Source organism: Blastococcus sp. SYSU D00813 (assembly GCF_054050735.1).
Genome location: NZ_JBJGZX010000024.1, coordinates 13,167 through 32,800, shown reverse-complemented (window position 1 = coordinate 32,800; position 19,634 = coordinate 13,167). Strand labels below are relative to the sequence as shown.

17 protein-coding genes are annotated in these 19,634 nt (G+C 76.3%); 6 read left to right on the top strand and 11 right to left on the bottom strand.

The genetic code is table 11. From position 1 onward, the window contains the following. Position 1: 1 nt before the first annotated feature. The 3 genes from ACI8AX_RS16190 to ACI8AX_RS16180 all read right to left on the bottom strand — a co-directional run bounded on the left by ACI8AX_RS16190 (position 2) and on the right by ACI8AX_RS16180 (position 7,152). On the bottom strand, positions 2-1,378 hold the full coding sequence (locus tag ACI8AX_RS16190) for a neutral zinc metallopeptidase (protein WP_456550859.1): 1,377 nt from the start codon (positions 1,376-1,378) through the stop codon (positions 2-4). A 113-nt stretch (positions 1,379-1,491) separates the two neighbouring features. Next, on the bottom strand, positions 1,492-4,110 hold the full coding sequence (locus ACI8AX_RS16185) for a putative bifunctional diguanylate cyclase/phosphodiesterase (protein WP_456550858.1): 2,619 nt from the start codon (positions 4,108-4,110) through the stop codon (positions 1,492-1,494). 75 nt (positions 4,111-4,185) lie between these two features. Further along, positions 4,186-7,152 carry an AfsR/SARP family transcriptional regulator gene (locus ACI8AX_RS16180; protein ID WP_456550857.1) on the bottom strand — a complete coding sequence of 989 codons (2,967 nt, stop codon included), beginning with the start codon at positions 7,150-7,152 and terminating at the stop codon, positions 4,186-4,188. 179 nt (positions 7,153-7,331) lie between these two features. Between ACI8AX_RS16180 and ACI8AX_RS16175 the strand changes: the two genes are divergently transcribed. From ACI8AX_RS16175 to ACI8AX_RS16165, 3 genes are read left to right on the top strand one after another with little or no spacing between them, the layout of a single operon-like run. After that, on the top strand, positions 7,332-7,949 hold the full coding sequence (locus ACI8AX_RS16175) for an FMN-dependent NADH-azoreductase (RefSeq protein ID WP_456550856.1): 618 nt from the start codon (positions 7,332-7,334) through the stop codon (positions 7,947-7,949). Then, entirely contained in the window at positions 7,949-9,190 is a 1,242-nt protein-coding gene (locus tag ACI8AX_RS16170; protein ID WP_456550855.1) for a PhzF family phenazine biosynthesis isomerase, read from the top strand. Before ACI8AX_RS16175 ends, ACI8AX_RS16170 begins: the two co-directional genes overlap by 1 nt. Before the next feature lie 26 nt (positions 9,191-9,216). After that, a complete protein-coding gene (locus ACI8AX_RS16165) occupies positions 9,217-9,903 on the top strand; it encodes a hypothetical protein (RefSeq protein ID WP_456550854.1) in 687 nt (228 codons plus the stop codon). 4 nt (positions 9,904-9,907) lie between these two features. Here the strand turns inward: ACI8AX_RS16165 and ACI8AX_RS16160 are convergent, their stop codons facing one another. The 8 genes from ACI8AX_RS16160 to ACI8AX_RS16125 form a co-directional block, all read right to left on the bottom strand. After that, positions 9,908-10,576 carry an enoyl-CoA hydratase/isomerase family protein gene (locus ACI8AX_RS16160; protein WP_456550853.1) on the bottom strand — a complete coding sequence of 223 codons (669 nt, stop codon included), beginning with the start codon at positions 10,574-10,576 and terminating at the stop codon, positions 9,908-9,910. Positions 10,577-10,587: 11 nt separating this feature from the next. After that, positions 10,588-12,036, bottom strand: a complete 1,449-nt coding sequence (gene argG, locus ACI8AX_RS16155; protein WP_456550852.1) for an argininosuccinate synthase — start codon at positions 12,034-12,036, stop codon at positions 10,588-10,590. 81 nt (positions 12,037-12,117) lie between these two features. Then, a complete protein-coding gene (locus ACI8AX_RS16150; RefSeq protein WP_456550851.1) occupies positions 12,118-12,732 on the bottom strand; it encodes a hypothetical protein in 615 nt (204 codons plus the stop codon). Between the two features lie 190 nt (positions 12,733-12,922). Next, positions 12,923-13,822, bottom strand: coding sequence for a hypothetical protein (locus ACI8AX_RS16145; RefSeq protein WP_456550850.1), 900 nt, complete (start codon positions 13,820-13,822; stop codon positions 12,923-12,925). Beyond that, the gene (locus tag ACI8AX_RS16140; protein WP_456550849.1) at positions 13,812-14,063 is read right to left on the bottom strand and encodes a hypothetical protein; all 252 of its coding nucleotides are present in this window, start codon (positions 14,061-14,063) and stop codon (positions 13,812-13,814) included. The genes ACI8AX_RS16145 and ACI8AX_RS16140 overlap by 11 nt, the downstream gene beginning before the upstream one ends. Before the next feature lie 211 nt (positions 14,064-14,274). Continuing rightward, the gene (locus tag ACI8AX_RS16135; RefSeq protein WP_456550848.1) at positions 14,275-15,447 is read right to left on the bottom strand and encodes an FAD-dependent oxidoreductase; all 1,173 of its coding nucleotides are present in this window, start codon (positions 15,445-15,447) and stop codon (positions 14,275-14,277) included. Next, positions 15,444-15,689 carry a helix-turn-helix domain-containing protein gene (locus tag ACI8AX_RS16130; protein WP_456550847.1) on the bottom strand — a complete coding sequence of 82 codons (246 nt, stop codon included), beginning with the start codon at positions 15,687-15,689 and terminating at the stop codon, positions 15,444-15,446. Before ACI8AX_RS16130 ends, ACI8AX_RS16135 begins: the two co-directional genes overlap by 4 nt. Continuing rightward, positions 15,689-16,183, bottom strand: coding sequence for a DUF2975 domain-containing protein (locus ACI8AX_RS16125; protein WP_456550846.1), 495 nt, complete (start codon positions 16,181-16,183; stop codon positions 15,689-15,691). The genes ACI8AX_RS16130 and ACI8AX_RS16125 overlap by 1 nt, the downstream gene beginning before the upstream one ends. A 148-nt stretch (positions 16,184-16,331) precedes the next feature. Here ACI8AX_RS16125 and ACI8AX_RS16120 point away from each other — a divergent pair, with 148 nt between their 5' ends. From ACI8AX_RS16120 to ACI8AX_RS16110, 3 genes are read left to right on the top strand one after another with little or no spacing between them, the layout of a single operon-like run. Beyond that, positions 16,332-16,778, top strand: a complete 447-nt coding sequence (locus ACI8AX_RS16120) for a helix-turn-helix transcriptional regulator (RefSeq protein ID WP_456550845.1) — start codon at positions 16,332-16,334, stop codon at positions 16,776-16,778. 5 nt (positions 16,779-16,783) lie between these two features. Further along, complete coding sequence (locus tag ACI8AX_RS16115) at positions 16,784-17,203, top strand: VOC family protein (protein ID WP_456550844.1); 420 nt, start codon at positions 16,784-16,786, stop codon at positions 17,201-17,203. Between the two features lie 28 nt (positions 17,204-17,231). After that, positions 17,232-19,607 carry an ATP-binding cassette domain-containing protein gene (locus ACI8AX_RS16110; protein WP_456550843.1) on the top strand — a complete coding sequence of 792 codons (2,376 nt, stop codon included), beginning with the start codon at positions 17,232-17,234 and terminating at the stop codon, positions 19,605-19,607. Positions 19,608-19,634 lie beyond the last annotated feature (27 nt).

Here is a 19,634-nt window from a genome sequence, read left to right as displayed (position 1 = left end):
GCTAGAGACCGCAGGTGCCGCCGACGAAGCCCTGGCGGAACGAGTCGACCAGCTCGAAGCCGCTGGAGTCCGAGCCGGGCAGCACGGTGTCCTGCTCGCCGTACTGCAGCAGGACGACGGCGGCCTCGTCGACGTCGCCGGGGGAGATCTCGACCGGGGCGTCCTCGACGTCCTCGCGGACGAGCTCGCGCGCCACCCACCCGGCGGTGCAGACGGCGCCGGCGAGGGCCTCGGGCCCCTCGGTCGGCAGCCCGAGCTGGTCGCGCACCGCCAGCGCGTAGGGGACGGCGAGCAGCGCGTCCACCGCGTAGTCGCCGATCTCGTCGTACGCGGGCTCGAGCAGCCCGTCGGCGTCGTAGCGGACGGTGCCGTCGCCGGGGCAGTACTGCAGGTCCAGCTCGGGCCCCTCCCCGGTGCAGACCGACCCGCTCCCCTCCCCCGCGGTGACGTCGGGCAGGGCCAGGTCCGCGGTCACCGGTGGGGCATCGGCGAAGCCGGTCGTGGTCGCCTGGGTCCAGAACGCGTCGAGCACCTCCTCGGCGGAGACCACCGAGTCCTCGTAGGACTGGTTGCCGCCGGTGTCCTCCTCCTCGGGCTCGAAGGGCTCCAGCGTGTACAGCCGGTCCTCGTCGAAGGCCGCGCAGGCCTGCGGCCCGTCGGCGTAGCCCTCCTGGAACGCCGACAGCTGGTCGAACAGGGAGCCGTGCGCGCTGGGGTCGTCGGGGTCGCTGCCGGCCGGGTCGCCGAAGTACAGGTAGCCGAGCAGGTACCGGTCCAGCTCCGACGGGCGGACGACGAAGTGCTGCGAGTTGCCCTGGACGACCCACTGCGTCCAGGCGCCGGCGAAGCACTCGGCCTGGGTCTCGGCGACGATCGAGGGGTCGTCCAGGTCGGCGTGGCCCTGGACGGCGTGCCCCATCTCGTGCGCCATGATCTCGGCGATCACGAACGGCCCGTACTCCTCGGCCAGGCCCTCCATCCACGCCCGGTCGTAGAAGACGCGGTCGTCGCCGTAGCAGTAGAAGGCGTTGCCCTCCAGCTCGTCGAGCGAGTCGAAGCAGGGGCTGTCGGGCAGGTCGTCCTCGTCGGTCTCGTCGGGGTCGATCGACCAGAAGCCGCCCTCGACCTCCCCGAACTCCTCGCCGTAGACCTCGGGGAAGGTCGCCGTCCAGTAGTCCAGGACGTCGGCGAGGGCGTTGCGGGCGATCCGGTCGGTCTCGTCGCCGTCCTCGGCCAGGCCGACGACGAGGTCGGCGTCGGTCGCGTCCATCCGCAGCCCCCCGGCAGGCGTGCCGACGCCGGCCACCGAGCTGGTGCAGGCGGTCAGCGCGGCGAGCGCCGCCACGGCTGCGGCCAGGATCGTCGGACGCACGCGCACGCTGGGGCCACCTGTCGTTCGGGCGGACGCCCGACGGGGTCCGGTTCGCCGAGCAGAAGGTGCCGCCCGGGCGCACCGCCGTCAACACGCGACGCCGCGCGGCGCGCCACGGGTCAGACCGGCAGCGCGGCGGGGACGGCGCCGAGCAGCGCGCCCGCCGCGTCCGCCGGCATCGGCCGGTGCAGCAGGTAGCCCTGCGCGTGGTCGCACCCCTCGGCGCGCAGCCGGGCGAGCTGCTCGGGCTCCTCGACGCCCTCGGCGACGACCGTGAGGCCGCTCATGTGGGCCGCGCTGACCATGAGCGACACCAGCTCCACCGAGCCGTGGTCGGCGGCCGCGACGAAGCTGCGGTCGATCTTGAGCGTGTCCACGGGCATGTGCCGCAGCTGCCGGATCGAGGTGTAGCCGGTGCCGAAGTCGTCGATGGCGACGACGACGCCCATCCGCCGCAGCGCCGCGAGGTGCTCGAAGGCGGCGGGCCCGCTCACCAGGACGGTCTCGGTGACCTCCACGACCAGCAGGTGGGGCGGCAACCCGGAGGCGGCGAGGGCGTCGGCGACGTCCTCGACGACGCGGGGCTCGGCCAGGTGCCGGCCGGAGACGTTGACCGCGACGGTCGGCCCCGGCCCGTCGGTGCCGGCCGAGCGCCGCCACTCCGCGAGCTGCCGGGTCGCCTCGCACAGCACCCAGCGGTCGAGCTCGCAGACCAGCGCGGACTCCTCGGCGACGGGCACGAACCGGTCCGGCGGGACCAGGCCGATCCCGGGCCGCTCCCAGCGGACGAGCGCCTCGAACCCCGCGACCGAGCCGTCGGCCAGGTCGACCACCGGCTGGTAGTGCAGCCGCATCTCCCCCGCCGCGAGACCGGCGGCGATCTCGGCCTCCAGCCGCGCGCGCTCGGCCAGCTGCCGGCGCAGGCCGTCGTCGAAGACCTCCGCGCGGCCGCGGCCGGCGGCCTTGGCGCGGTAGCCGGCGGTGTCGGCCTCGGCGAGGAGGGCGTCGGCGTCGGTGCACCCGTCGCGGCTGATCGCGATGCCGACGCTCGCGCCGACGCGCACCTGCGTGCCGGCGAGGTCGATCGGCCCGCTGACCGCGGTGATGAGCCGCTCGGCCAGCGCGAGGAGCTCCTGCTCGTCGGTCACCCGCTCCACCAGGACGACGAACTCGTCCCCGCCGAGCCGGAACACGGTGTCGCCGGCGCGGACCGACGACCGCATGCGGGCCGCCGTGGCCCGCAGGACGTCGTCGCCGCAGGCGTGCCCGTGCCGGTCGTTCACGGCCTTGAACCCGTCGAGGTCCACGAACAGCAGCCCGGTGGCGTCGCCGGAGCGCCGGGCCCGGTGCAGCGCCCGGGTGACGACGGTGCGGGCCTCGGCCCGGTTGAGGAGCTCGGTGAGCGGGTCGTGGCTGGCCCGGTGGGCGAGTGCCCGCTGCAGCTCCTCGCGCTCGCGGACGGAGGTGACGATCTGCTGGACCGAGGCGTGGACGACCTCGCCGAGGGGACCGGGCAGCGGCTGGTCGAGGACGGCGTCGTCCAGGTGCCCGCCGGCGACGGCGGCGGCCTGGTCCTGCACCCGGCGCAGGCTGGCCACGGTGGACCGCAGCGCGGCGGAGACGGTCCGCACCTCGCGCGGGCCGGCGACCGGGACGTCGACCAGCCGTCCCTCGCTGATCCGCCCGGCCTGCTCGGCGATCCCGCCGAGGGCCCGGCCCAGGCGCAGTCCCACCCAGGCCGCCGCGGCACAGCCGAGGACGAGGATCCCGACGCCCAGCTGCAGCGCCGTCTCCACCCCGTCCTGCGCGTGCTCGGCGTCGGCGGCGGCCAGGGACCGGGCGCTGGTGACGGCGTCGTCCACGAGCACGCCGAGCAGCGCGTCCCGCTCCGGCCCCTGGGTCAGCAGGACCACCAGCTGGTCCACGCCGAGGCGGGGCAGCGTCCGGTCGGCCTGCGCGGCCAGCAGGCCGTCCAGTTCGGTCATCAGCGAGGCGGACCGGGTGCGCTCCCAGGCCGCGACGAGCGCGGGCTGGGAGAGGTCGGCCATCCGGCGCTGGGCGTCCTCGTAGGCCAGCCACGCCGACTCCCCGGCCAGCCGGGACCCGGCCGACAGCTCTCCGGCGTCGAGCTGGGAGGCGAGGAAGAGCGGGAGGAGCCGCGCGGAGGCCTGCGCGAGGGCCGAGACGATCTCCACGTCGCGGGTGGCCCGCAGGGTCGCCGGCGGCACCTCCTCGGAGGCGGCGTCGGTGGCGGCGCGGTCCTGCGCCCGGGCGAGCGTGTTCGACACGTCGACGTAGTCGAAGTAGACGTCCTCGATGGCGTGGTCGCCGGCGTCGACCGCGGCGCGCAGGACCGCCAGCTCCTCCAGGGCCCGGACCACCGGCTCGGAGGTGGCCACGGCCGCCGGCAGCGCCGCCGTGGCCACGTCGGTGACCGCCCGCGACTCGGTCACGGCCCGGCGCATGTCCTCGGCCACCGCCTCGGCGGCGGACGCGGGGACGCCCAGGGACGCCGCCACCGCGGGGTCGTCGACGACCGTCCGCGCCAGCGCCGGGACGATCTCGTGCTCGACGCCGTTGCGGGCGGCGTCGAGCTGGGCCAGCGCCCGCACCGCCTGCTCGGCGCGCAGGGCGCCGTCGACCTCTTCCTGCTGGTGCACCACGACGGCGGCGGTCAGCACCCCGACCCCGACCTGGGGGACGAGCACCAGCGCGAGGAGGTACAGCCACAGGGGCACACCACGACGGGTGCTCCGGACCGACGTGCGCATGGGCCCGGTATCGGACGGAGGCGTTCCGGACCTGAGCGGGACTCACCCCACGGTGGTGGCCCTCACACGTCCGCCGGCGGCCGCGAGGAGGACCTCCGGCGACGCCGTCCCCCCTGCCGCCACCGCAGCGGCGTACCCGTCCCCGAGGGCCCCGGCGAGCCCGGCCGCCGTCCGGCCGACCGCGTCCTCCTGCGTCGGGGTGCGCGGCACCCGGTCCCGGGCCCGGACGGCGTCCGCGCAGCCGAGCAGTCCCGCGGCGGCGGCCGGGTCGCCGGCGGCCAGGGCGGCGGCCAGCAGCTCGAGCCCCTCGGCGGTGGCCGGGGCGTGGGAGAGGTCGCGGGCCCGCCGGACCGCGGTGAGGGCGGCGGTCCGTGCCGCGCCGTCGTCCCCCGTCGCGAGCGCCGCCCGGCCGAGGGTGAGCGTCGCCGCCACGACACCCTCCGGGTACCCGATCGCGGCGAACGCCGCGGCGCAGTCCCGGGCCAGCACCGCCGCCTCCGCCGGGCGCCCGAGCGCGAGGCAGGTGCGGGCGAGCTGCTCCCGGCACAACGCCACCAGGTGCTCGTCCCCCGTGCGGTCGAGGACGTGCCGGGCGTCGGCGAGCAGCTGCTCGGCCGCCTCCGCGTCCCCCTGCTCCAGGGCCGTGCGGGCCCGCTGGACGAGCCCGAGGCCGGCGCCGCTGTCGTGACCCTCGGTGCGGAAGAGGGCGACGGCCCGGTCCTGGGCGTCGGCCGCCTCGCGGAGCCGGCCGCGGGCCCAGTGCACCGTGCCGAGGTGCAGCAGGCAGCGCGCCTGCCCGCGGACGTCGCCGAGCTCGGCGAAGGCCGCCAGCGCCGTGCCGCACTCGCGCTGCGCGGTCCCCAGGTCGCCCAGCGACTCGGCGTGCATCCCGGCGGCCAGGTGCAGCCGGGCCTCGAGGCGCGGCTCGTGGGGGCCGGCCGCCAGGGCCGCCGCCAGCCAGCCGCGGGCCTCGGCGAAAGCGCCCTCGAACGACCAGAACCAGGCCAGCGACCAGGCCAGGCGCGCGCCGAGGGCGCGCTGGTCGCCCTCCGGGCCGAGGCAGTGCTGCAGGGCCGCCCGCAGGTCGGGCGCGGCCACGCGGAGGTCGGCCAGCCAGCCCGCCTGGGCGACGGCGCCCCGGAGGGCGCGGTCGGCCTCCTCGGCGAACTGGGCGTGCCAGCGCGCGTGCCGGTCCCGCGCCGCGCGCAGGTCGGCCGGCCGGCCGGCCAGCCGCTCGGCCGCGTAGGCGCGGATGGTGTCCAGGAGCCGGAAGCGGTCGTCGTCGGTGGCGGTCACCAGGCTCTGCCGGACGAGGCCGAGCAGGAGCTGCAGCCCGTCGGTCCCGAGCCCGGGGCCGGCCACCTCGACGGCGGCCTCCACGGGGAAGGGGCCGGCGAAGACGGAGAGGCGGTCGAGGAACGCGCCCTCGTCGGCGGTGAGCAGCCCGACGCTCCAGTCGACGGTGGCCCGCAGGTCGGCGTGCCGGGCCGGCCGGGCTCCCCCGTCGCCGGCCAGCCGCAGCCGGTCGGTCAGCAGCGCCGCCGTCTTGCCCGGGCTCAGCGCGGCGGCGTGGCCCGCGGCCAGCTCGACGGCGAGCGGGAGCCCGTCGAGCAGCCGGCACACCGCGGCGACGTCCGCCGCGTTCGCGGGGGTCAGGGCGAACCCGGGCCGGGCCCGCGCGGCGCGGTCGACGAACAGCCGCACCGCCGGTGCGGCCGCGGCCTCCTCGAAGCCCGCCCCGGCGCCCGGGACCGGCAGCGGCGGCACCGGCCAGGCGAGCTCGCCCGGCACGCCCAGCGGACGACGGCTCGTCACCAGCACCCGCAGTCCCGGGCACCGCGGCGCCAGGGTGAGGACCAGGCGGGCCACGTGCTCGGGCACCCGCTCGCAGGTGTCCAGCACCAGCAGCGCGCGCCGGTCGCCGATCCACCGGGCCAGCACGCCGGCCGGGTCCTCGTCGGTGGCCAGCGCCGTGCCGACGGCCGTGGCGACGACGGCGGCGACCCCCGCGGCATCGGTGACCGGGGCCAGGTCCGCCCACCAGACGGGACCGGCGGAGCCCTCCCCGGCCTCGATCGCCAGGCGCGTCTTCCCGGCACCCCCCGGGCCGGTCAGCGTCACCAGCCGGTGGCCGGCCAGCGCCGAGCGCACCCCGGCCAGCTCCGCCTCCCGGCCGATGAGCGGGGTCAGCACGGCCGGCACCCCGGCCGGCACGGGCGCGGGCGACGCCTCCGGCGACGGCAGGGGCGGGGCGGGCGGCGAGGCCGGGGGCGCGGCGGCCAGGCCGGGATCCTGGCGCAGGATCCGCCCCGCCAGCTCCTGGAGCTCCGGGCCGGGGTCCAGGCCCAGCTGCTCGGCCAGGGCGGTGCGGGCCCGGTCCAGCACCTGCAGGGCGTCGGCCTGGCGGCCCGACCGGTAGAGCGCCAGGGCGTACTGGCCGTGCAGCCGCTCCCGGAACGGGTGCGCGCGCACGAGCTGCCCCAGGTCGGGCAGCGCGTCGCCGTGCCGCCCCAGGTCCAGCAGCGCGGCCGCGCGCAGCTCGTCGGCCTGCAGGCGCAGCTCCTCCAGCCGGGCGACGTCCCCCTGGGCGAAGGGGTCGTCGGCCGCCTCGCTCAGCGCCGGTCCGCGCCACAGCGCGAGCGCCGCGGTCGCGGCCGCCAGCCGCCCGGCCGGGTCCGCCGCCGCGGCCTCCCGGACGAGCGCCTCGAAGCGGGTCATGTCGACGTCGTCCGGGTCGACCCGCAGCCGGTAGCCGGCCGTCCCCCGCTCGATGCCGAGGCCGGGACCGCCGATGCTGCGGCGCAGGTAGGAGACCAGCACCTGCAGGGCGTTGTCCGCGTTGGCCGGCGGCTCGTCGCCCCACAGCCGGTCGATCAGCGTCTCGGGCGCCACCGCGCCACCGCGCTGCAGCAGCAACGAGAGCAGCAGCCGCCGCGGACGGCCGCGGCGGACCGGCAGGAGGCGGCCGTCGCGCCACACCTCGAGCGGTCCCAGCACGAGGACGGACACGACACTCCTCGGTCTCGGGACGGGGAGCGAACGCTAACCCGCCGAACCGCCGGACGGTCGCGCGCCGTCCGCGGAGGCCTGACACGGGCCGCGACACCGACGCGTCAGGAGCGCGACAGCGCGCGGCCGAGGGTCGTGGACAGCCGGACACCCGCCCGGCTCCGACCGAGGAGACCCCCATGACCCGCCTGCTGCACCTGTCCGCCTCGCCCCGCGGCTCCCGCTCCGAGTCCCTGGCGATCGCCGGCACGTTCCTCGCCGCCTACCGCGAGGCCAACCCCCTGACCGAGGTCGACACCTGGGACCTGTGGGACGGCACCCTGCCCGCCTTCGGCCCGGACGCCGTGGCCGCGAAGATGGCGGTGTTCGCCGGCGAGACACCGGCCGGGGACGCGTGGGCGCGGGCCGAGGCGGCGTTCCGCCGGTTCGACGCCTACGACCGCTACCTGTTCACCGTGCCGATGTGGAACGCCGGCGTCCCCTACGTGCTCAAGCAGTTCATCGACGTGGTGAGCCAGCCCGGCATGGTGTTCGGGTTCGACCCGGTGGAGGGCTACACCGGCCTGCTGACCGGGAAGAAGGCCGCCGTCGTCTACACCAGCGCCGTGTACGGCCCCGGGCGGCCGGCGTCGTTCGGCTCGGACTTCCAGGCGCCGTTCCTCCGGGACTGGCTGGCGTGGGCCGGGATCACCGACGTCGAGGAGGTCTTCTTCCGCCCGGACCTCGCCACGGCCGACGCCGACGCCGGCCGGGTGCAGGCGCACGCCGACGCCGCCGAGCTGGCGAAGAAGTTCTGATGCGGACGGCCCGGCGGACGGCCGAGGACGTCGTCCGCGACCTGCTCGGCGACGTCCGCTCGGGCCGCGCCCCCGAGCGCGCCACCGACCTGCTCGCGCCCCGGGTCCTGGCCCACCAGGGCCGGCCCGGGGCCGAGCACGGCGTCGTCGAGCGCACGCCGGCGGGCTACGCCGACCACGTGCGCGTCATGCTCGCCGCGTCCGGACCCTGGCGGTTCGACTGGGAGACCACGCCGCTGCCCTCCGGGGACGTGGCGGCGACCTGGACCCAGCGCCGCACCGGCCGGCACCCGGTCGTGGAGCACGGCCGGGCGGTCTACCGGGTCCGCGACGACCGGGTCACGGAGTACTGGGTGGAGTACGACCGGCACGCCGGCCCGTGCCCGGCGCCGGCCGGGTGCCCGGAGGTGCTGCGCTACGCCGCCTTCGCCGACGACCCGGCCGGCGGCAACCCCGCCGGGGTGGTGCCCGACGCCCGGGGCATGACGGCCGAGCGGATGCTCGCGGTGGCCGCGGGCGTGGGCTACTCGGAGACGGCCTTCCTCGTCCCGGGTGCGGACGGTCACGTCGGCGTCCGCTACTTCAGCCCGCGGGCCGAGGTGGCGTTCTGCGGGCACGCCACCGTCGCCGCCGCCGTCGTGCTCGCCGAGCGCGAGGGCCCGGGCCGGCGGGTGTTCGACACCGCCGCCGGTCCCGTCGAGGTCGTGACCCGGCGGACGGCGGGAGGCGCCTGGCAGGCCTCCCTCACCAGCGTGCCGCCGGTGACCGTCGCGCTGCCGGACGCCGACCGCGCGGCGCTGCTGGCCGCGCTGCGCTGGTCCGACGCCGACCTGGACCCCGCCCTGCCCCCGCGGGTGTCCTCCGCCGGGAACCGCCACCCCGTGCTGGCCGCCGCCACCCGCGCCCGGCTGGCCGACCTCGACTACGACTACCCGGCCCTCGACGCCCTCATGGCCGCCCGCGGCTGGACGACGGTCGCCCTGGTCTGGCGCGAGTCGGAGACGGTCTTCGTCGCCCGCAACCCGTTCCCGCCCGGGGGTGTGGTCGAGGACCCGGCCACCGGCGCGGCCGCCGCGGCGCTCGGCGGCTACCTGCGCGCCGGCGGTCACGTGCCGCTGCCGGCCCGCGTCACGGTGCGGCAGGGCGAGGACATGGGCCGCCCGGGCGTGCTCCTCGTCGACGTCCCGGCCGATCCCGCCGCCGGCATCCGGGTGACCGGCACCGCCGTCCCCGTCCCCTGACCCCCACACGCCCTCCGGGAGGAACTGTGCGACCCCGGTCCACCGACCAGGTGCGCGGCGCGCTGACCGCCGGCGCCTGGGCGCTGCCGGTCTCCGGCGCGCTGCTCGCCGTCTCCACCGTCACCCACCAGCCGTCGTACTCCGACGACTTCCCCGGGTACGCCGCCTACGTGACGACCGGGCCGTTCCTGGCCGGCCACCTGGTCGCCAGCATCTTCGGCGCCGCGCTCGGCATCGTCGGCGTGCTGGCGCTGCTCGCCCTGGTGGCCGACCGGCTGGCCCGTCCCCGCGCTGCCCTGGCCGGCGCCGCGCTCACCGTCACCGGGCAGGTGCTCAGCACGGCGGTGTTCGGCGTGGCGGCCTTCGCCCAGCCCGCCATCGGCCGCGCCTACCGCTCGGGCGTCGAGGAGGCCGTCGCGTGGAACTCCGACGTGTACGGCCCGGCGCTGTTCGGGACGGTCGGCGTGGCGCTGCTCGCCTGGTCGGCCGGCGCCGTCCTGGTCGGCCGGGCGCTGGCCGCCGCGGACCGCTCGCTCCGGGCCGCCGGCCTGGTGTACGCGGTGTCGCTGCCGCTGTACTACGTCACCGGGCCGATCGGGTCGGTGCTGCAGCCGGTGACCGGCGCGGTGTTCACGGCCGCGGCCGTCGTCCTGGTGCGGCGGGCGTCCCGGCTGACCGGGGTGCGGCTGCCGGCTCCTGCGGCCGCCGGCTGACGCGTCAGGCCGCCGCGTCCCCCCGCCGCAGCGCGGCCAGCACCGGCCGGTACATCGTCGTCTTGATCCCGGCGAGCGCCGGGCCCGCGAGACCGGCCTGGGCGGCGGCCAGCCCGACCGCGGTCGACCGGACCGCCGTCTCCTCGACGGCGGCGTCGACGATCGCGGCGTCCCGGGCCTCGGTGCCGCCGTAGCGGCGCCCGGTGGTCATGGCCTCGTGCGCGACCTGCGGGGCCAGCCGCGCCTGGATGAGGGCGGCCATCCCCGGCTGGAAGGGCAGCCCGAGCGCGGCCTCGGGCAGGCACCAGAAGCCGCGGTCGGCGCGCATGACCCGGGCGTCGTGGGCCAGCGCCAGCATCGCGCCGCCGCCGAAGGCGTGCCCCGGCAGCGCCGCGACCGTGTACAGCGGCGCCGCGAGGACCCGCGCGAGCAGCACCTCGATGCGCGCGGCGTACCCCTGGCCCTCCGCGGGGTGGGCCAGCAGCCAGTCCAGGTCGAGGCCGTTGGAGTAGAACCGCCCGCTCGCGGTGGTCACCAGCGCCCGCGCGCCGTCGGTCGCCTCGACCTCGTCGAGGGCCTGCTCGGCCTCGGTGAGCCAGTCGAGGGTGAAGCGGTTCTCGCCGTCGCCGAGGTCGAGGACGAGGACGTCGTCCTCGCGGGTCAGTGTGGGCACGGCCCCGGACGCTAGTCGGTGCCCGACTCCATGGCGGCGCGGTCCAGCAGCTCCTCGTCGGGCGAGACCTCGCCGCGGGAGGCGATGGTCTCGGCACCGCCCTCGGACAGGGCGCCGATCAGCCCGGTGGAGGCCGCCTGCGCCGCGCCGACCAGCGCCGGCTGCGCGGTGCCGACCATGCCGAGACCGGCGTACTGCTCGAGCTTGGCGCGGGAGTCGGCGATGTCGAGGTTGCGCATGGTCAGCTGGCCGATCCGGTCGGTCGGGCCGAAGGCCGAGTCCACCGTCCGCTCCATGGAGAGCTTGTCCGGGTGGTAGCTGAACGCCGGGCCGGCGGTGTCGAGGACCGAGTAGTCCTCGCCCCGCCGCAGGCGCAGGGTGACCTCGCCGGTGACGGCCATGCCGACCCACCGCTGCAGCGACTCCCGGAGCATGAGCGCCTGGGGGTCCAGCCAGCGGCCCTCGTACAGCAGCCGGCCCAGCCGGCGGCCCTCGGAGTGGTAGGTGGCGAGGGTGTCCTCGTTGTGGATGGCGTTGACCAGCCGCTCGTAGGCGATGTGCAGCAGGGCCATGCCCGGCGCCTCGTAGATGCCGCGGCTCTTGGCCTCGATGATGCGGTTCTCGATCTGGTCGGACATGCCCAGGCCGTGCCGGCCGCCGATGGCGTTGGCCTCGAGCACCAGGTCGACGGCGGAGTCGAACTCCTTGCCGTTGACGGTCACCGGCCGGCCCTGCGCGAAGCCGATGGTCACGTCCTCGGTGGGGATCTCCACCTCGGGGTCCCAGAACCGGACGCCCATGATCGGCTCGACGATCTCCAGCCCGGTGTCCAGGTGCTCCAGCCGCTTGGCCTCGTGCGTGGCGCCCCAGATGTTGGCGTCGGTGGAGTAGGCCTTCTCGGTGCTGTCCCGGTAGGGCAGCCCGTGGGCGACCAGCCACTGCGACATCTCGGTGCGCCCGCCGAGCTCGCTGACGAAGGCGGCGTCCAGCCACGGCTTGTAGACGCGCAGCCCCGGGTTGGCCAGCAGGCCGTACCGGTAGAAGCGCTCGATGTCGTTGCCCTTGAACGTCGAGCCGTCGCCCCAGATCTGGACGTCGTCCTCGAGCATCGCCCGCACCAGCAGCGTGCCGGTGACCGCGCGGCCCAGCGGCGTGGTGTTGAAGTAGGCCCGCCCGCCGGAGCGGATGTGGAAGGCGCCGCAGGTCAGCGCGGCCAGGCCCTCCTCGACGAGCGCCGCCCGGCAGTCCACCAGGCGCGCGATCTCCGCGCCGTAGGCCGCGGCGCGCCCGGGCACCGAGGCGATGTCCGGCTCGTCGTACTGGCCGAGGTCGGCGGTGTACGTGCAGGGCACCGCGCCCTTGTCACGCATCCAGGCGACGGCCACCGACGTGTCCAGCCCCCCGGAGAAGGCGATCCCGACGCGCTCGCCGACGGGCAGGGAACTGAGGACCTTGGACATGCTCCTGATTATGCACGCTTATGCATGACCATGCACAGGCAGCCCCGGTGGACCCGCCCGGGCCCGCACGGGCGGGCGGGCTCAGACCGCCCGGCGGACGACGTGGCCGCTGCCGCCGCCGAAGGGCTCGACGGCGAACCCGCGGACGGCGAGGACGTCGGCCAGCGCCCGGTTCATGACCTGCGCGACCGCGGCGTCCGCGGCGGCGCCGTGCACCTGGTCGACGCTCATCCGCTCGTGCTGGCGCCAGGTGACCACGATCCCGTCGAGGTCGGGCTGGCAGCCCAGGCAGGCGCCGCCGAGCGCGCCGTCGTCCCCGGTGGCGTCGTGCAGCGGCAGTCCGGCCTCGGCGAGCGCGGCGGTGATCTCGACGACGAGCGTGGTCAGCGGGTCCTCGTCGTCGACGACCTCCTCCCACTCGGCCGGCAGGCGCTGCAGCTGCTCGCCGAGGTAGGCCAGCCACGCCCACTCCTGCGGCGAGGGACGGCGCTTCACCCGCCCGTCGGGACGGCGGACCCCGTACACCGTCTCCACCGAGCCGGGCGCGTGCTCGGTGGCCGCCCAGCCGGCCTCGGCGCGGGTGGGGAAGGGCCCGGCGACGACCGGGCCGCGGCCGTCGTCCTCGACCTCGGTGAGCCACCAGCCCAGGGCCGTCGCACCGCCGAGGGCGATCCCGCTGACAGGCAGTCGACTCACGCTGTGCACCACCACTCCTGAGCTGGACCCGACGCCGGGGAGAGCGCCGGTGCCGCACGTCGCCGGGAGCCGGCGCCGTGGGCCGTTCGAAAGGTAGGAGCCGGGCCGCCACCGGACCGGCGTCCGGCGGGGGCCGCTCCCGGCGCGTCGCGCGGACCTCGCGCGGCGGCCACGGGGAGTCGCCGCCCGCTCACCGCGGACCGGGCGTGACCATCCAGCAGCCGCTGGACCCGAAGGGCTCGACCTCGAAGCCCGTGGTGCGCAGCAGCTCGGCCACGGCGGCGCTCATCGTCCGCTGGACGGCGGCCTCCATCGCCGCGCCGCGTACCCGCTGCACGCTCATCCGGTCGTGCTGGTGCCAGGTGACCAGCACCCCGGCCAGGGCCGGGCCCGGGCTCAGGCAGACGCCCCCGGCGGCACCGTGCCCGGCGCAGTCGTGCAGGGGCAGCCCGGCCTCGACCAGCGCCGCGGCGACCTCGACCACGAGCGTGGTGAGCGCGTCGTCGTCCGACACGAGCTCGTCCCAGTCGTCGCCCAGGCGGTCGAGCTGGTCGCCGAGGTCGGTCAGCCAGGCCCGCTCGGTGGGCAGCTGCCGGCGGACCACCGTGCCGTCGACCCGCTGGGAGCCGTAGACGACGCGGGTGGTGTCGGCCAGGCCGTGCGCCAGCAGCGCCCAGTCGGCCTCGACCCGGTCGGGGAAGGGGCCCGCGACGGCGTGGCCGCCGGGGGGGGGGGGGGGCGCGGGGCCCCGCCACCACGCCGGGGGGGGGGCCGGGGGCCCGCCCCGCTTGACGGGGGGGGGGGGTGAGCCCCCCACCGCCGTCTGCCCGGCGCGGGCCTCCTCCGCGGCGCCGTCCACCGCGACGGGCGCCACCTCGGCCGGACGCGGCGCGGCGGCGACCGCGGCCGCCGGCTCGGCGGCGGCCACCACCGGCGCGGCGGCCCGCTGCCGGTGCGCCTGCACGGCGTTGCGCTCGAACTCGTACTGCGCCGTCGAGCCGCGGCCCAGCGCGACCACGAGGGCCGCCAGGAGCAGGAAGCCGAGCAGGGTCACCGCCGGCCAGAGCAGGAGGACCTCCTCACCAGGCACGCCAGGCTCCCTCCGGGCCGGCGCCCCACGCGGCCGCGCGCTGCGACGACGCGCGGGTCCAGGCGAGCAGGCGGGCCCCCGACTCCCGCAGGGTCGGGCGGGGGCGGGGCGGCGCCGCCACGGTGGTCCTGGCCGGCGCCTCCTCTGCCGAGAACAGTTCCAGCAGCGCCGTCAGCCCCGTCTGCTCGTCCGTCTCGGAGGGCGACGGAGGGCGGGTGGCCAGTGCATGGGGCGCGTTCACGCGGGTGCTCCTCGAGGCGTCCGTCGCGGCCGGGGAAGTGCCGCTGACACGAGGAATGGTGGGGTCCGCGACCCCCGCCGGAGGCCCGCCGGACGCGCCGCGGACGGCGCCGCAACACAACCGTTGTGAAGGTCCTCACCCGGGCCGGTGACCCCGCGCCGGGCCCGCCGTCATGTCGACATACGGCGAGGTCAGGAGCGTGGGGAGGCGCTCAGGACCGCGCGGTCACACCCGGGCGCGGCATGTCGCGGCCGGGCAGGGCGACCGGGTCGGGGAAGGAGCGGTCCCCGAACAGCACGCGCCGCGCGGCGGCCCGCCCGAGAGGGGTGCGCAGGAGCGCGAAGCCGGCCGACGCGGCGGCCGGCGTGCGGACCCCGGCGAGTCCCCGGCGCAGCAGCAGCCGGCCCCGGAAGCTCGCCCGCAGGGCGGCGCCGTCGTAGGCGGCCAGGGCGTCGGGCCGGCCGGTGCGCAGCGCCTCGTCGAGGACGGCGGCGGCGTGCGCGGACAGCCGCAGGCACGGGTCGAGGCCGCCGGCCGTGAGCGGGGAGACCGCGCCGGCGGCGTCGCCGACGAGCAGCCCCTCCGGGGAGGCGATCCGCCGCAGCAGCCCGCCGACCGGGATCGGGCCGCCCCGCCGCTCGACGTCCCCGGGTGCGGCCGGCGCGGGCCGGCCCGGCGCCGACGCGGCGAAGCGGTCCAGCGCCGCGCGCAGCCCGTCGGGGAACCGCCTGGCGTAGCCGGCGACGCCGACGTGGGCGTGCCGGCCGTCGTCGACGACCCAGGCGAGGTAGCCCGGGGCCAGCGAGGGGTCGAGCACGCAGTGGAACGTGGGCGGTCCGGCGGACCCGGGCACCGGGAAGACCTGCTCCGCGCCGACGAGGAGCCGGCGGTTGCGGTCGAGGCCGAGGTCGCGTGCCACCGCCGACCGGGCGCCGTCCGCCCCGACCACGAACCGGGCCCGCACCCGCAGCGGTCCGTCCGGGCCGGCCAGCAGGGAGACGCCGTCGCGGCGGCCGGCGTAGCGGGTGCCCAGCGCGATCCGCACCCCGGCGCCGGCCGCCTCGCGGGCCGCGGCGAGGTAGAGCGGGCCCATGTCCCCGACGCGGAACTCGTCGCGGTCGCTGTCCAGGGTCACCGGCCGCCGGAGGTCGGGCGGGTACAGCACCACCCGCCGGATCGGCGGCCCGAGGTGCTCGGGCGGCAGGGGGAAGTCGTCGAGGGTCCGGCGGACGAAGATGCCCGTGGTGCGGATCGCCCCGGCGAGCCCGGGACGGCGTTCGGCCAGCAGCACCTCGTGCCCGCCGCGGGCCAGGACGGTGGCGGTGTGCAGGCCGGCGAGCCCGGCGCCGACGACGAGCACGTCGGCGGACCGCTGCGGCGTCATCGGGTGGGCTCGGGCGCCGGCACTGGGGCGTCGTGCTCGTCGGGGACCCACTCGAGGAGGTCGCCGGGCTGGCAGCCGAGCACCCGGCACATCGCCTCGAGGGTGCTGAAGCGGACGGCCTTGGCGCGGCCGTTCTTCAGCACGGCGACGTTCGCGGGGGTCAGCCCGACCCGCTCGGCGAACTCGCCGACGCTCATCTTGCGGCGGGCCAGCTCCACGTCGATGCGGACGACGATCGGCATCAGATGACCGCCTCCATGTCGGTCCGCAGCGTGGTCGCGTGCCGCAGCAGGGCGCGCATGACCACCAGGAGCAGCCCGACCACCGCCCCGATCAGCAGCAGCACCAGCAGCAGGACGGGCAGCGCCGGGCCGTCGCTGACCTCGTCGACGACGAAGTAGTAGGAGCAGACGAAGGCGGCGGCGAGCAGCGCCTCGCCGACCGCGACCGCCCGCACGATCGCGTCGACCCACGGCAGCGCGTCGGCGCTGAAAATCCGGTCGTCGGCGACGAGGGTCAGCAGGCGCCACGTGCACACCACCACCACCTGCACGCAGGCCAGGCCGAGCACCGAGGCGGCGAGCATGACCACCCGCACCACCGACTGCTCCAGCGACGGGTCGGCGATGTCGGGGAGGACCTCGGGCAGCGCCCACACCTGCGCGGCGAGCAGGGCGGCGAAGACGACTCCGAGCAGGACGCGCAGCGGCAGCACGACGCGGGGGATGCGGGACATGCACCGACTCTCGCGAGAGAGCTATCGATTGTCAATCGACACCGAGCGAGTGTCGGCAGATCGGGTGGTCCTCGGTGTCACCGCGGCGATCCCGCGACCACGCGACGGGAGCCGACACCGTCGTCCCGACCCGGCAGGATCTGCGGTCGTGACGAGCACGCCGGCCGAGCAGCGGTTGCGCGACCTCGCGCGGCTGCGGCGCGTGCGCGACCGGATCGACCGGGAGTACGCCCAGCCGCTGGACGTCGAGGCGCTCGCCCGCGGCGCGCACATGTCGGCCGGCCACCTCGGCCGCGAGTTCAAGCGCGCGTACGGCGAGTCGCCGTACTCCTACGTGATGACCCGCCGGATCGAGCGGGCGATGGCCCTGCTGGAGCGCGGCGACCTCAGCGTCACGGAGGTGTGCTTCGCCGTCGGCTGCTCCTCCCTGGGCACGTTCAGCACGCGGTTCACCGAGCTGGTCGGGATGTCGCCGAGCGCCTACCGCCGCGAGCGGGCCGGGGTGACCGCCGGGCTGCCGCCGTGCGTGGCCAAGCAGGTCGCCCGACCGGTCAGGAATCGAGAAGCACCGGCACCCCCGCCGTCCCTAGCGTGACCGCCATGACCAGCACGGACATCACCGTCCACCAGACGTTCCTCCCCCACGACGACCCCGAGGCCTCGCTGGCCTTCTACCGCGACACCGTCGGCTTCGAGGTCCGGCTCGACGTCGGGCAGGGCCCGATGCGCTGGATCACCGTCGGACCCGCCGGCGGCGAGGGCACCTCCGTGGTGCTGCACCCGCCGGCCGCCGATCCCGGCGTCACCGAGGAGGAGCGCCGCACGATCGCCGAGATGATGGCCAAGGGCACCTACGCGAGCCTCATCCTCGCGACGAAGGACCTCGACGGCGTCTTCGAGCGGATGCAGGCCGCCGGCGCCGAGGTGGTACAGGAACCGGTCGATCAGCCGTACGGTGTACGGGACTGTGCGTTCCGGGATCCCGCCGGGAACATGCTCCGCATCCAGCAGCTGCCCTGACCCGCCCCTCCCAGCAGACGGAGACCCCATGAGCTCCCGCTCCGACCAGCGGCACCCGGCCGACGGCCACGACCTGATCCGCGTGCTGGGGGCGCGGGTCAACAACCTCAAGGACGTCAGCGTCGAGATCCCGAAGCGCCGGCTGACGGCGTTCACCGGCGTCTCCGGCTCGGGCAAGAGCTCGCTGGTCTTCGACACGATCGCCGCCGAGTCGCAGCGGATGATCAACGAGACCTACAGCGCGTTCGTGCAGGGCTTCATGCCGACGCTGGCCCGGCCTGAGGTCGACCGCCTCGAGGGGCTGACGACGGCGATCCTCGTCGACCAGGAGCGGATGGGCGCCAACCCCCGGTCCACGGTCGGCACCGCCACCGACGCCAACGCGATGCTGCGCATCCTGTTCAGCCGGCTGGGCACGCCGCACATCGGCCCGCCGACGGCGTTCTCGTTCAACGTCCCGACCCGCAAGGCCAGCGGCGTCATGAGCACCGAGAAGGCCGGCGGGCGGGTGCAGAAGGACGTCGTCCGCGACGTGACGTACCTGGGCGGGATGTGCCCGCGGTGCGAGGGCATGGGCTCGGTCTCGGACTTCGACCTGACGGCGCTGTACGACGCGTCGAAGTCGCTGGCGGAGGGCGCGCTGATGGTGCCCGGCTACAGCATGGAGGGCTGGTACGGCCGGATCTTCAGCGGCTTCGGCTTCGACATGGACAAGCCCGTCGGGCAGTTCACGAAGAAGGAGCTCGACGACCTGCTCTACAAGGAGCCGACGAAGATCAAGGTCGAGGGCATCAACCTCACCTACGAGGGCGTGATCCCGAAGATCCAGAAGTCGATGCTCTCCAAGGACGTCGACGCGATGCAGCCGCACATCCGCGCCTTCGTGGAGCGGGTGATCACGTTCCAGCGGTGCCCCGAGTGCGAGGGCACGCGGCTGACCCCGGAGGCGCGGTCGTCGCGGATCGAGGGCAGGAACATCGCCGACCTGTGCGCCATGCAGATCAGCGACCTGGCCGAGTGGGTCCGCGCGCTCGACGCGCCGTCGGTGAAGCCGCTGCTCGACGGCCTGCAGCACCTGCTCGACTCGTTCACCGAGATCGGCCTGGGCTACCTGTCGCTCGACCGGCCGGCCGGCACCCTGTCCGGCGGCGAGGCGCAGCGCACCAAGATGATCCGGCACCTCGGGTCGTCCCTCACCGACGTGACCTACGTCTTCGACGAGCCGACGATCGGGCTGCACCCGCACGACATCGAGCGGATGAACGGCCTGCTGCTGCAGCTGCGGGACAAGGGCAACACCGTGCTGGTCGTCGAGCACAAGCCGGAGACCATCGCCATCGCCGACCACGTCGTCGACCTCGGCCCGCGGGCCGGCTCCGCGGGCGGCGAGGTGGTCTACGAGGGCACCGTCGAGGGGCTCGGGGCCAGCGGCACGCTGACCGGGCGCCACCTGCACGACCGCGCGTCGCTGAAGCCGGCGGTGCGCACTCCGTCCGGGGCGCTCGAGGTCCGCGGCGCGAGCACCCACAACCTGCAGGACGTCGACGTGGACATCCCGCTCGGGGTGCTCACGGTGGTCACCGGGGTCGCCGGGTCGGGCAAGAGCTCGCTCGTCCACGGCTCGGTCGCGCCCCGGGACGGCGTCGTGGTCGTCGACCAGGGGGCCATCAAGGGCTCGCGGCGCAGCAACCCCGCCACCTACACCGGGATGCTCGAGCCGATCCGCAAGGCCTTCGCCAAGGCCAACGGCGTGAAGCCGGCGCTGTTCAGCTCCAACTCCGAGGGCGCCTGCCCCACCTGCAACGGCGCCGGGGTCATCTACACCGAGCTCGGGGTGATGGCGACCGTCGAGTCGCCGTGCGAGGACTGCGAGGGCAAGCGGTTCCAGCCGGCGGTGCTGGAGTACACCTTCGGCGGCAAGGACATCGCCGAGGTGCTGGCTCTGCCGGTCACCGAGGCCGAGGCGTTCTTCGGCGAGGGCGAGGCCCGCACCCCGGCCGCGCACACGATCCTGCGCCGGCTGGCCGACGTCGGCCTCGGCTACCTCACCCTCGGCCAGCCGCTCACCACGCTGTCCGGCGGCGAGCGGCAGCGGCTCAAGCTGGCCGCCCAGATGGCGGAGAAGGGCGACGTCTACGTCCTCGACGAGCCGACCACCGGCCTGCACCTGGCCGACGTGGAGAACCTGCTGGGGCTGCTCGACCGGCTCGTCGACTCGGGCAGGTCGGTCATCGTGATCGAGCACCACCAGGCGGTCATGGCGCACGCCGACTGGATCGTCGACCTGGGGCCCGGTGCCGGTCACGACGGCGGCCGGGTGGTCTTCGAGGGGACGCCGGCCGACCTGGTCGCCGCCCGGTCCACGCTGACCGGCGAGCACCTGGCGGCCTACGTCGGCGCCTGAGGCGGACCTGCGCCCGGGAGGGCCCCG